This is a genomic window from Vibrio sp. JCM 18905 (assembly GCF_055393305.1).
The window spans coordinates 444312-457499 of the sequence record NZ_AP043878.1; the positions used below are offsets into that span (position 1 = coordinate 444312).

Annotated in this window: 9 protein-coding genes; 7 read left to right on the plus strand and 2 right to left on the minus strand. The window is 46.9% G+C overall.

What is annotated here, in order from left to right:
* Positions 1-5 precede the first annotated feature (5 nt).
* The 3 genes from ACZ5ZC_RS01825 to ACZ5ZC_RS01835 all read left to right on the plus strand — a co-directional run bounded on the left by ACZ5ZC_RS01825 (position 6) and on the right by ACZ5ZC_RS01835 (position 5007).
* Positions 6-3068 (plus strand): efflux RND transporter permease subunit, encoded by a 3063-nt coding sequence (locus ACZ5ZC_RS01825; protein WP_464931701.1) that lies wholly within the window; start codon positions 6-8, stop codon positions 3066-3068.
* Positions 3065-4567, plus strand: coding sequence for an efflux transporter outer membrane subunit (locus ACZ5ZC_RS01830; RefSeq protein WP_464931702.1), 1503 nt, complete (start codon positions 3065-3067; stop codon positions 4565-4567). The genes ACZ5ZC_RS01825 and ACZ5ZC_RS01830 overlap by 4 nt, the downstream gene beginning before the upstream one ends.
* Positions 4568-4752: 185 nt before the next feature.
* Positions 4753-5007 carry a hypothetical protein gene (locus tag ACZ5ZC_RS01835; RefSeq protein ID WP_006741374.1) on the plus strand — a complete coding sequence of 85 codons (255 nt, stop codon included), beginning with the start codon at positions 4753-4755 and terminating at the stop codon, positions 5005-5007.
* An 87-nt stretch (positions 5008-5094) separates the two neighbouring features.
* Here the strand turns inward: ACZ5ZC_RS01835 and ACZ5ZC_RS01840 are convergent, their stop codons facing one another.
* Positions 5095-7503 carry a beta-mannosidase gene (locus ACZ5ZC_RS01840; protein WP_464931703.1) on the minus strand — a complete coding sequence of 803 codons (2409 nt, stop codon included), beginning with the start codon at positions 7501-7503 and terminating at the stop codon, positions 5095-5097.
* 304 nt (positions 7504-7807) lie between these two features.
* On the opposite strand from ACZ5ZC_RS01840, the gene ACZ5ZC_RS01845 reads away from it, so the two are divergent.
* A complete protein-coding gene (locus tag ACZ5ZC_RS01845) occupies positions 7808-9394 on the plus strand; it encodes a BCCT family transporter (RefSeq protein WP_005392697.1) in 1587 nt (528 codons plus the stop codon).
* A gap of 62 nt (positions 9395-9456) precedes the next feature.
* Here the strand turns inward: ACZ5ZC_RS01845 and ACZ5ZC_RS01850 are convergent, their stop codons facing one another.
* A complete protein-coding gene (locus ACZ5ZC_RS01850) occupies positions 9457-10185 on the minus strand; it encodes a UTRA domain-containing protein (protein ID WP_257887335.1) in 729 nt (242 codons plus the stop codon).
* Positions 10186-10395: 210 nt separating this feature from the next.
* Between ACZ5ZC_RS01850 and ACZ5ZC_RS01855 the strand changes: the two genes are divergently transcribed.
* Genes ACZ5ZC_RS01855 through ACZ5ZC_RS01865 form a run of 3 tightly spaced genes read left to right on the plus strand, consistent with a single transcriptional unit; the run spans position 10396 to position 13187 of the window.
* Positions 10396-11463 (plus strand): ABC transporter substrate-binding protein, encoded by a 1068-nt coding sequence (locus ACZ5ZC_RS01855; RefSeq protein WP_005392695.1) that lies wholly within the window; start codon positions 10396-10398, stop codon positions 11461-11463.
* A 12-nt stretch (positions 11464-11475) separates the two neighbouring features.
* A complete protein-coding gene (locus tag ACZ5ZC_RS01860) occupies positions 11476-12300 on the plus strand; it encodes an alkaline phosphatase family protein (protein WP_257889704.1) in 825 nt (274 codons plus the stop codon).
* Entirely contained in the window at positions 12297-13187 is an 891-nt protein-coding gene (locus ACZ5ZC_RS01865; protein WP_464931704.1) for an ABC transporter permease, read from the plus strand. The genes ACZ5ZC_RS01860 and ACZ5ZC_RS01865 overlap by 4 nt, the downstream gene beginning before the upstream one ends.
* Position 13188: the final 1 nt, after the last annotated feature.

A 13188-nucleotide genomic window follows, 5' to 3' on the forward strand; every position in this document is an offset into this window, starting at 1 on the left:
AATCCATGATCAATTTAGCTGAATTCGCGATTCGCCAACGTAAGTTCGTTCTGTTCTTTATCGTATTGAGCGTGATCGCTGGCATCTATTCTTACTTCGACTTAGGCAAGTTAGAAGACCCGAGCTTTACAGTAAAAACTGCGGTAGTCGTGACCCTTTATCCGGGTGCATCTGCCGAAGAAGTCGAACACCAAGTCACCGATACCGTGGAAACCAAATTGCAGGAAATGGCGGAGTTGGATCGCTTACGCTCATTGTCTCGCCCCGGTTTATCTATGGTCTTTGTTGACCTCAAAGAGAGCCTTAATTCCAAAGCACTTCCGCAAGAATGGGACTTATTGAGACGCAAAGTGGACGATGTAAAACTGCAACTGCCTTCCAGCGCGCAGATCAGCGTAGTGCAAGACGAGTTCTCTGAAGTCTACGGTATGCTTTTCTCTATCCACAGCACAGATGCTGCGCCAGAAGAGTTGCGTCGCTACGCCGAAGAGCTGCAACGCCAAATCAAAGCCGTCGACGGCATCAAAAAGATCGAGCTACACGGCGTTCAACCTCGCGTTGTACATATCGATATGCCAGACGAGCGCCTGGCTCAATATGGTTTGTCGATCGCACAAGTTTGGAACCAACTGAGCACACAAAACAGCACGTTCGAAGCGGGAAAATTCGATGCAGGTACAGAGCGTATTCGTATTGCGCAAACCAGTGAGTTTCAGTCTCTAGAAGACATTCGCAATTTAATCATCAATGGTGGCACCGGCGAGTTTGGCTCGGGGTTGATTCGTCTTGGTGACATCGCCGACATCACCATGGGGTATCAAACACCAGCATTGGCAGAAAACCGCTACAACGGAGAGCCCGCTGTCACCTTGGCTGTGAGCCCAGTTCAAGGCATTAACGTGGTGTCACTTGGCGATACGATTCAAGACATCATCGCTAACTACCAGGCAACGCTGCCGCTGGGTGTCGACATCTCGACCGTTGCTTATCAACCTGAAGAAGTACAAAAGTCTATCGACGACTTTGTTGGCAACCTGCTTGAAAGTGTCGCGATTGTTTTTGTGGTGTTGTTGGTTTTCATGGGCTTTAAGAGTGCAACCATCGTTGGCGCAAGCTTGCTCCTGACGATTTTGCTCACGCTTGTATACATGAACATCGCCAGCATCGATTTGCACCGTGTCTCGCTAGGTACGTTTATTCTCGCACTGGGCATGTTGGTGGATAACGCCATTGTGATCACCGATATGATGATCGCCAAGCTCAACAAAGGTATCGAGCGAACTCGCGCCGCGATTGATTCCGTCAAAGAAACCGCCGTGCCACTTTTAGGCGCAACTGTCATCGCGATTATGGGCGCAAGCCCAGTATTGTTCTCCAAAACCGACTCCGCCGAGTTTGCAAGCTCTGTGTTCTACATTGTGGCATCGTCACTGTTGCTTTCATGGATCGTCGCGATGACGTTTACGGTATTAATGGCGTGGATGTTCATCAAGCCAAAAGCTAACAGAGAAGAGACCAAACCGAGCCGTTATAAACAGTTGGTATTCTGGACGGTGGACAACCCGCGTAAAGCATTAGCCGCTTTGGTTCCGTTAATTTTAGTCACCGCCGTGGCAATCCCGTATGTGGCCGTGAACTTTATTCCTCAGTCGGATCGTTCAATTGTGTTTCTCGATTACTGGCTACCCAATGGTGCCAAGATTGAACAAACCTCGGCAGACATGCGCAAAGTTGAAGAATGGTTGGTCGCACAACCAGAAGTGGAAAGTATCTCTAGCTATGTCGGCACCAGTGCACCTCGCTTCTCGGTAACGGTAGAGCCTGAGCCGCTCGACCCTGCCTACGGGCAGATTCTGATCAACACTAAAGACTACGAGAGCATCAGTCACTTGGTGACGCGTGGGGATGATTGGCTGAAAAAGGCATTTCCAGATGCCGAACCTCGCTTTCGAGCGCTGAAGCTGGCAACCAAAGATAAGTTCGCGGTTGAGGTGCGTTTTTCTGGTCCGGATGAAACCGTATTACATCAACTAGCGGCAGAAGCGAAAACGATTTTTGCTTCAAACCCTGATGCAAAATACATTCGCGATGATTGGCGCCAAGAAAGCAAAGTGCTCAAGCCGATTCTAAACCAAGACAAAATGCGTCAAGCAGGCATTAACCGCGCCGATGTCGCTTTCGCGCTAAAACGTGCATCAGACGGCATGCCGCTCGGACAAATGAACCTGAATGATGAGTTGATTCCAATTCAGTTACGTGGCACATCGCAAAACATGGCGTCACTAGAAACGCTACCTGTGCGCTCGCTACTTGGCTTTAACAGCGTTCCGCTTGGTCAAGTGGTGGATGGATTCGAACTGGTTACCGAAGAGAGCATGATTTGGCGACGAGACCGCGTGAAAACCATCACGGTTCAAGCGGGTGTGAGCCGAGACTCCACACCAGCGAACGTTAGGAATGCCATTAAAGATCAGGTTGAAGCTATCCAACTTCCGGCGGGTTACAGCATGGAATGGGGCGGCGAATATTACGATGAAGACAAAGCGGTCACCGACATCATGAAGCAGCAACCAAAAGCAATGCTGATCATGGTGATCATTTTAGTCGCGATGTTCAACGGCTTTAAGCAGCCAATCATCATCCTCGCAACGCTACCACTGGCAGCATCAGGTGCTGTGTTTGCTCTGCTTGGATTCGATAAACCATTTGGCTTTATGGCGCTGATCGGAGCCATCACACTGACCGGGATGATCATCAAAAATGGCATCGTACTAATGGATCAAATTGAGCTCGAACGCGCAAATGGCATGAGCTTGTCTGACGCGATCAAAGAAGCCACGGTCAACCGTACTATGGCCATTTCTATGGGTGCGTTAACGACCGCGCTCGGCATGATCCCGCTGCTGTCAGATCTGCTGTTTGACCAAATGGCGGCAACCATCATCGGAGGCTTGGCAGCCGCAACCATATTGTCACTGTTTGTCATGCCTGCGCTGTATCGCCTTGCTTACAAAGAAAAAGCACCATCCACACAAACCAACGCTGAGCTAGAGGAGGCGTCATCGTGAAAAAATTCATTCTAACGCCTGTCGTTCTAGCCCTAAGTTTAGCGGGCTGTGCAGTGGGGCCAGACTACCAAGCACCGACCACCAGCATGGCAGAAACCTACTTGAACGCCGAAAATGCAGGGTTGAGTACCGATTCACAACACGTTGAGTTTTGGTGGACTAAGTTTCACGATCCGGTGTTGAATCAAATGGTTCAAGACATGCAGAGCCAAAACATTCCGCTGAAAGTGGGAGCCGAACGGGTGAAAATGGCCAACAACTATAAAACCATGGTGGAGTCATTCAAGGTTCCGACAATTAATCTTGGTGCGGGTTACATGAACTATCAGTTCAGTAAAAATGACTCTTCACTCAGTCCGATCTTGAATCCACTCAGTGATTCCGTGTCGGGTCTGCCACCTCAAATTGGTAACGTCACCCTAATGGATAATCAGCACGATGGCGTATTTGCAGGCGCGAGTATCACTTGGGAGGCTGATCTGTTTGGGCGCATTGACCGCCAAGCGAACGCGGCACAAATTCGTCTCGAACAAGCTCAGATTTATCAAAGCGGCTTGAACACGGTGATCACGGCGGATTTGATTCATAACTACTTGCAATACCTAGGCGCAAGCGAGCGCCTTGAGTTGGCAAAATCGAACTTAGAAGATCAACGACGCACACTCGACCTCGTCGGAAAAGTCGTGCGCAGCGGCTACGGTTCTGATCTCGATTTAGCCCAAGCGAAGGCCACGCTTGCGGCGATGGAATCGCTCGTTCCGCAGTTAGAGATTGCCCAACAAGCGCACAAACATCGTTTAGCAGTATTGCTTGGTGAGCCGCTAACGCAAGTCGAAATCCGCCTATCTAAGCAGCATAGTGTACCTGTCATGCAGGACATGGTGCCGGTCGGTTTACCTTCCGATCTGTTGAAACGTCGTACCGATATTCGCTTAGCCGAGCGCGAAATGGCCGCGCTCAATGAAGAGTTAGCAGCAAGCGTTGCTGATCAATATCCGAAGTTCTTTTTGACGGGCGCTCCGGGGTTGTCGGCGTCAAGCTTTGACGATCTTTTCAGTAGCGATTCTTTCGGTTGGATGGGCGCGGCAGGCGTAAGCTGGAACTTGTTCGATGGGGGGCGTGGCGAGGCGATTGAAGCCATCAACCAAGCGCGTTTTGATTCGGCGACATTGTCTTATCAACATACGGTAGAGGCGGCTTTGGCAGAAACCGAATCCACGCTGTTTACTTATGGTCGCAGCCAAGAAAATCAGCGCCGAATCGATGATGCATTGAAAGCCACCAATAACGCCGTCAACAAAGCCAAGTCACTGTACCGAGCAGGCTTGATTGATCACTTATCGGTTTTAGATGCGCAACGTCAGCAACGCATGATGCAAGATCAGCAAGTCGCGGCAAAGTTACAAACCGCACAAGCTACGATTGCGCTCTACAAATCACTTGGTGGTGATTGGACGCTACAACCAGAAGCACAACCCGAAACGAATGCCAAAGGTTAGGTTTCTTACAAGCCTCACACCTTTGCATCACAACGGATGCCGTTAAATCGGTTAAAAAGAGGCCACTTAGATGGCCTCTTAGTTTGTGAGGCAAATATTTCTACCACCTATACCCTCTCTCGGTTGTATAATATCGGCTCTGAAATATTTTGTTACGTTACCTCGGTAACACCTGAGATCACAACATGAACAACAGCAGATGGGTCGGCTTTATAGGCGGCACGATTGTCTTACTTAGTACCTTTATCCTCTTCGGATCTTCCGTCCACTCTGCTTGGTACCGAATCCCTGCGGAAGCCATTCATGGTATCGCCTTCACTCTGGCTTTTGGTTTAGGGTTAAACAGTCTACTGGCGTACGCGACGGCAATGCTTACTCTCGCAGCGCTATTCTACATAGGTTTTGTTGTTGGCTACCGTATTCATCAGAAACTTAAATAAACTTCTGTCTCAACCTGAGCTTGATAACTAAAAAGGGAGCAAAGGCCCCCTTCCCAGATATCAGCATATAGATGTTCTATGCTCGTTTTAATCATTAAGGTGGTATACCCTCAACGACTGTTGCATGCCGAAAACATCATCACCTAAATACTCAACCGTCATTGGAACGTTGGTCAGCAGAGTAAAACTGGAGTCACTGAACCTTCCATCAACATCACTTTCCAAATGAACAAAAAACGCAGGCTTGTCAGCAATCAATGTAATTTGGCTTCCGTCAATAGAGACATCAATATTGGCTTTTGCCATAGGCAAAGTTTTCAGCTCATGAGTGCAAAACCATGTGTTGCTTATTCTATCTTCACCGATTTTCGCTTCAACATAGAAGAAGCCTGACGTAAGTTCATCCTTCTCAACCGATTCATCCAATTGCCACAAAATCGTATTGCTGTCTGCTATGACCGTTTGTTCTAAGCTCCAACATTGCTTTTCTTCCCCTTGCCAATCTACCCACTTGAGCAGTGCGTTGACGCTTGCGGGCTCTTTGGCATCATTGAGCAAATGCAGGCTCAACTTGCCTGTATGCTCGGAAAATACCAAATACTGCGGTGCAAAAAAGCGTTTTGCATGGTAGTGCAACTGCTTCCAACGACCACTGTATTCCAAGCTAGACCAAGAACTGACAGGCCAGTTGTCGTTGAGTTGCCAGTACAGCATGCCGCGACAAACTGGAGAAATGGCACGCCAATGATCGCACGCAATTTTGATCGCGATTGCCTGCTGAACTTGGCTTAAATACAGCATGTTCTCGAATCCAGAGGGAAAACGGAAATAACGCGTGAACATCTCTGTGATGATACTGTTACCACGAGGATTCTTCTGATGTTGTTCAAAGGTTAGGGACGTGATATTCCAATCTTGCTCCGGGACAAACTGCTTAACTTCTGCAAAAGATGGCCAAGATTGAAAACCAAACTCAGAGCAAAAACGAGGATTCACGTCAAGGTAGGCATTGAATGATTTTCCTGAGTGCCAAACGTCCCAAAAGTGCATATCGCCTTTACTATCATCATGCCACGCGTCACCGAAATCCAGTTCACCATTACACGGGGAACTTGGCCAGAAACGACGAACGCTATCTTGTTCGGTAATCACCTGCTCAATCATGCGGTTGAGGCGATCGTAGTTAACCGTGTATTTGACTTTGTTGTGCTTGGATTCTTCATACCAACCAATGGCACCAATCACTTCATTATCACCACACCAAAGTGCTATTGATGGGTGCTCCTTAAGCCTCGAGATTTGGTATCGAAGCTCATCTTCGACCTCTTTTAAGAAGTCATTATCAGATGGGTACAGTGAACATGCGAACATCATGTCTTGCCACACTAACAAGCCGAGCTCATCACACAGATTGTAAAAGATCTCACTCTCGTACTGACCTCCCCCCCACACACGTATCATATTCATGTTGGCGTCAACCGCACTTTGCAAAAGGTTGCGATAACGTGTTTCGCACTCTCGCCCCGGCATTGCGTCAATAGGGATCCAGTTGGCACCTTTGGCATTAATTGGTACACCATTAACGATAAATTCCATCGCAGAGCCGTGTTCGTCAGCTTGATTATTTAGGGTTAACTGACGCAAACCAACGTTGCGCGTTAACTTTTGCTCTCTGCAAGAAATGGTAATGGGGTAAAGATAAGCTTCGCCATAACCCGATGGCCACCAGCGTTGAGGCTCCGAAATGTGGAACTGGCAATGATAGTGACCACTTCCGTTTGTTTGAATGCATTGACGCTCGCCATTAAATTCAACCATCATTTCATGGCGTTGACTGTCCGTTTCCACTTCAACTAATACATCAAGAAACACACTCTCATCGGCTTGCCATTGCTGCTCTGTCGAGAAGCCTTTGAGCCAAAGCTCATTCACAATGTCGATTTGAATGGGGTCGTAAATACCCGATACCATCAAGCAAATGCCCCAGTCCCATCCGGAATGACATTGCGTTTTTCGGATCAAATTCATATGCGGAATTTGATTATTTCCCATTGCGGAAGGGATTGGGAAAGGCAATTTTTTGGCACGTTCCACACCTTCTATATCGACTCTGGCGAATTGAACAAGAACAGTGTTTATGCCTTGCTTTAAATAAGGCTTGATATCAACTCGTTGTTGAGTAAACATGTTGCTGCAAGTTAGTGCTAACTCACCATTAATATAGAAAGTTGCCAAGGTATCGACACGAGTTAGCGTCATCCAAACTTGCTTGGCAGACAACGTAAACGCGTCGACTTCAAACTCACGCGAGATATGCCACTCACACTCTTCAATCCAACGAACTTTGTTTTCATTATCGGCAAAATAAGGATCCGGAATGCGCTCTGCTTGCAAAAGCGCCGAAATATTATCGCCCGGAATAGACATTGGAATTTCAATATCGGGACGCTGTGGCGAGGTAAGTAACCACTGTCCATTAAGTTCGAAGTGAGCCATTGAGTAAACCTCAGTTTGGAGAAGAAACATGTTTGCTCAATGTAATCCTGAGTAATCCATGCAAAAACAAGGGAAATGTTATTTACATACGAAATGCGGTGCACTTCACGTAAAAACACTTTCCTTTGATCTCTACCCAAAAATCAGCAACTTGGCTAACCTGTTAAAAATTAATCGAAATCTAAGGTTATATTTGCAACTTCGACATGTTAACATCATCGGCTTTTTGAACATCCTCACACTTTTCGTCGAAACGATGTGAGGGGAAATGCACGGCTTCATAGCCCTAAAAAGCGAAGTAATTATGTCAAATATGACGAATGCCGCCTCCCACACAGCGCCTATTCAGGATGCTGACTATTCTGCTATTCATCCCCCATCTCTGCTCAAGCGCCTCGAACTCACCAATCCTGTCTTTTGGTTAAGTGGTAGCTTCCTCACTCTATTCGTTTTACTTGCTCTAACGAATACCGACTCTCTAACCGCAATGGTTAACACCGGCTTCGGCTTTGCTACTAAATATTTCGGAGCTTACTGGCAAGTACTGCTTCTTCTGAATTTCCTAATTGGTTTGGCTCTTGCGTTTGGTCGCACTGGTTATGTGCGCCTAGGTGGTCTAGCGAAACCTGATATTGATAACTTTAAGTGGTTGTCAATCGTACTCTGTACTCTACTTGCAGGTGGTGGTGTGTTCTGGGCCGCAGCTGAGCCTATCGCGCACTTTGTGACTGCTCCGCCTTTATACGGTGAAGCTTCACCGAAAACTGCCGCAATCAATGCTCTATCTCAGTCTTTTATGCACTGGGGCTTCTTAGCTTGGGCGATCCTTGGTGGTTTATCTTCCATTGTCTTAATGCACTTGCATTACGATAAAGGCCTGCCTCTTAAGCCGCGTACTCTGCTTTACCCTGTGTTTGGCGATAAAGCCATTAAAGGCTGGATTGGTGATGTTGCTGACGCATGTAGCATTATTGCCGTAGCAGCAGGAACAATCGGCCCTATCGGCTTCTTGGGTTTACAAATTAGCTACGCGCTAAACTCATTGTTTGGCCTGCCAGATACGTTCGTAACGCAAAGCATGGTTATCATGGCAGCGATCCTGATGTATACCCTTTCCGCACTAAGCGGTTTGAGCAAAGGTATTCAAATCGTCAGTCGTTACAACATTATTTTGTCTGTGCTGTTAATTGGTTACATCCTGTTCTTTGGACCGACAAGTTTTATTGTTGATGGCTACGTACAAGGCGTTGGTCGCATGGTAGATAACTTCTTCCCAATGGCGCTTTACCGTGGTGATACGGGCTGGCTAAGCTGGTGGACAGTATTCTTCTGGGGTTGGTTTATCGGTTATGGCCCAATGATGGCGATCTTTATTGCTCGTATCTCTCGTGGTCGTACAATTCGCCAATTGATCATGTCTATTAGCATCGCGGCACCGCTGATTACTTGCTTCTGGTTTAGTATCGTTGGCGGCAGTGGCCTTGCGTTTGAACTTGATAACCCTGGCTTGATTTCATCTGCGTTTGAAGGCTTTAACTTGCCTGCAGCACTGCTAGCGATTACCGGTGAATTACCTTACCCAATGATCATTTCGGTTCTGTTCCTGATCTTAACGACAACATTTATCGTGACGACGGGTGACTCGATGACTTACACAATCAGTGTAGTGATGACGGGCTCAACAGAACCAAACGCAGTGATTCGCTCATTCTGGGGTTTGATGATGGGTATTGTCGCTATCGCGCTTATCTCAATGGGCTCTGGTGGTATTTCTGCATTGCAGTCTTTCATTGTAATTACCGCCGTGCCTGTGTCTTTCATTTTGCTGCCAAGCATTTGGAAAGCGCCTGGCATCGCAAGTAAAATGGCAAAAGAGCAAGGCCTAGTTTAAACCGCCTCTCTAACCAGTATGCGAAAAAGAGCCTTTCATTGGGCTCTTTTTAATTCTGCGCTTTATCCCACGCTATCAATGCGAATCATCACTGCGTCTGGACGCCAATACTCGAATTCGCAGTCCATTAAGTGCCCATCTTGTTTGTAGTTTACTCGACGAATTTTCAGAACCGGCTGTCCTTCAGCCAAGTTCAACGCTTTAGCGACATGAGCAGGCGCTGACGTTGGAATCACATCAAAACGAGAGCGCTTTGTCTCGTAGCCATACTTCTCACGATAAATACCCGTCAGTGACATGGTGAGGTTCTCGGACAATATATCTTCAAACAGTGCTGATTTGAGTATATTTTCAACAAACAATACCGCTCGCCCATCAATAAAACGTAACCGTTCAATCACATAAATTGGGGTAATTCGCTCAACCTCTAACGATTTTGCATATTCACCTGCAGCCATTTCACTTCTTACGTTGAGTAATTTGGTTTCCGCAATACGATGCTGCTCTCGAATCATTTGATGGAAGTGAGAACGAGACAACGGGTTGTAACAGATACGCTCCGGAGATACATACCAGCCACGACGCTCTTCTCGGTAGATCAGGCCTTCAGTTTCTAAAGACACCAATGCATCTTTGATAGTGATTCGAGTCGTAGAAAATAGTTCACTGAGCTCTCTTTCTGATGGCAATTTTTGTCCTTCCGACATGATGCCGGAAAGAATCTGCTGCTTTAAGCTGCTTCTAATTTTTCCTAATTGGGTACCAAATTGTCCGGTGCCTGTCGCTCTCATTCTGATCTAGTCCAACGATAATTTGATGAACAACATAAGGCGTGTAAGTAACAAAAATATGACATTAATCAACAGAACACATATTGAGCGTATGAAATATAAGTGCCATAGAAATTAATAAAAACTGTCAAATTACTTGCGCTAAATCGTCACATTCCATCCATAGCATACAAAGCGAACTTACTGACCTAGTCCAGAAGGATGGAGACAATGAAAACTTTGCTAAGTCGTTCAATTACTGCACCAGCGGCAATCATCGCGGTAACGCTTGCAGCACCAACAGTAGCGAAAGAAGCCGATATTGAGTCATTGGTTACCGCAGCACAAAAAGAAGGGGCGGTTTACAGTGTAGGTATGCCCGATAGTTGGGCGAACTGGAAAGACACTTGGGCTGATTTAAAGTCAAACTACAACCTTAAGCACCAAGACACGGATATGAGCTCGGCTCAAGAAATCGCAAAATTCGAAGCTGAGAAGAAAAACGCGACCGCAGACATTGGTGACGTAGGCTTTGCCTTCGCACGTGTAGCGGTTAAAAAAGGCGTCACTCAGCCATACAAACCAACAACTTGGAATGACATTCCAGATTGGGCAAAAGACGAAGATGGTCATTGGGCACTTGCTTACACTGGCACTATTTCTTTTATCTCCAACAATAACCTCGTAAAAGACGCGCCAAAAACGTGGGATGACCTATTAAAAGGCGACTACAAAGTGACCGTAGGTGACGTCGGCGTAGCAGCACAGGCAAACAACGCGGTTCTCGCCGCAGCGTTCGCCAACGGTGGGGACGAATCCAACCTCAAGCCTGCGCTCAAGTTCTTTTCTGAACTCGCGAAGCAAGGTCGTCTTTCATTTACTGATCCGAACATCGCCAACCTAGAAAAAGGCGAAGTGGAAGTGGCGATCATGTGGGACTTCAATGCGTTGAACTATCGCGACAAAATTGACCGCGATCGCTTTACAGTGAGCATTCCTCAAGATGGCTCTGTGATTTCTGGTTATACAACCATAATCAATAAATATGCGAAGAACCCTAATGCAGCAAAACTTGCTCGTGAGTACATCTTCAGCGATCAAGGGCAAATCAACTTAGCAGAAGGTTATGCGCGTCCAATCCGCACCAACATCACACTGCCTCAAGCAGTGCAAGACAAGCTAATTGCTAACGACCAATACAGCAATGTTCACCCAGTGACTGACTTCTCAGCTTGGGAAAAGTCCGCGCGTAAGCTGCCACGTCAATGGCAAGAAAGTGTCTTAATCCACCAGCAATAAGAGTAAGTCGTTATGAGCAATAAGGTCATCCTTGTTGTTCTAGATGGACTGAACTATCAGGTAGCCCGTGATTGCATGGGCTACCTCAATGGTCTTCTAGAACAAAGTCGTTCCCAACAAGAAACTCGCGCAACGCTTTATCCTGTGCAGTGTGAGCTGCCCTCTATGTCTCGCCCACTTTATGAGTGCATTTTAACGGGCGTTCGCCCTGTAGAAAGCGGCATCGTAAACAACAATATCGTTCGTCTATCCAAACACGATTCCATTTTCAGTTTGGCAAAAGCCCAAGGAAAAGTCACCGCTGCGGCTGCCTACCACTGGGTAAGTGAGCTTTATAATCGCGCGCCGTTTGAACCAGCTCGCGATCGTTTCACGCATGATGAAACCCTGAATATCCAGCACGGCTGCTTTTACCATTGGGATCATTATCCTGATGAAGCCTTGTTCCTGGACGCAGAGTATTTGCGTCGAAACTATCAACCTGATTTCTTACTGATCCATCCCATGAATATCGACGATACAGGACATAAATTTGGCCTAGACTCTCGCCAATACCGCAATTGTGCGCGAGGTGCAGACATTATTCTTTCCAACTACATCAAACAATGGCTTGCTGATGGGTATCAAATCATTGTGACCAGCGATCATGGCATGAACAACGATCTTTCTCACGGTGGGATTTTACCTGAAGAGCGAGAAGTTCCCCTGTTTGTCATTGGTGATAAGTTTACCCATCAAGATTGTCATATTAAGCAAACTGATATTTGTGGCACCGTTTGTCAATTGCTAAACCTTGACCACACGAAGCCATACACTCAGGAATTGTTAGCACTATGAGCAGTTCTGTCCTCTCCCCAAGCTCTAGCGAATCTCGCTCAAATTTGGCAAGTACTTGGTTAAAGCGCTTTAAGCCAGCCATTTGGTTAGTGCCTTTCGCGCTGTTTTTCTACCTATTTCAACTCGCACCGATGATTTGGGTGCTGTTAAACAGCTTTATCTACGATGGCGAGTTTGCCTTCGACAACTACATTGAAGTGCTCGACTCCGCCTTTATGATGCAGGCGTTTGGCAACAGTTTGTGGTTAGCTGTATGGTCGAGCATTTTTGGCTTAGCCATTGCGACTCTGTTGGTCTCTTCTCTACGCAGAGTCGATTCTAAAGTCCGCGACGGTGTGATTGCGTTTACGAACATGAGCAGCAACTTTGCAGGCGTGCCTCTGTCATTCGCTTTTATCATTATTTTGGGCACCAATGGGGCGATTACCCTTTTGCTCAAGCAGTATGGCTTACTCGGTGATTTCGACCTTTATGGTAAATGGGGTCTGCTGGCCATTTACATCTACTTCCAAATCCCGCTGGCGGTGTTGTTGCTCTACCCTGCGTTCGAGGCGTTGAGCGATGATTGGCAAGCAGCTGCTGCGCTACTGGGAGCCAAAACATCACAGTATTGGGCGAAAATCGCGCTGCCAGTGCTCTCACCAGCCTTATTCGGTACCTTTATTATCTTAATAGCCAACGCAATTGGCGCATATGCGAGTGTTTATGCGTTGACCTCCGGTAACTATAACGTCATCACAATTCGAATTGCGAGTCTGGTATCGGGAGACCTGTTCCTTGAACCTAATCTCGCCGCTGCAATTTCGGTGATTCTAATAGCGTTACTTGCCTTTATCACAGTGATTAACCAATGGCTCATTTCGAAAAGCTATGCAGGTAGGAAGTAGT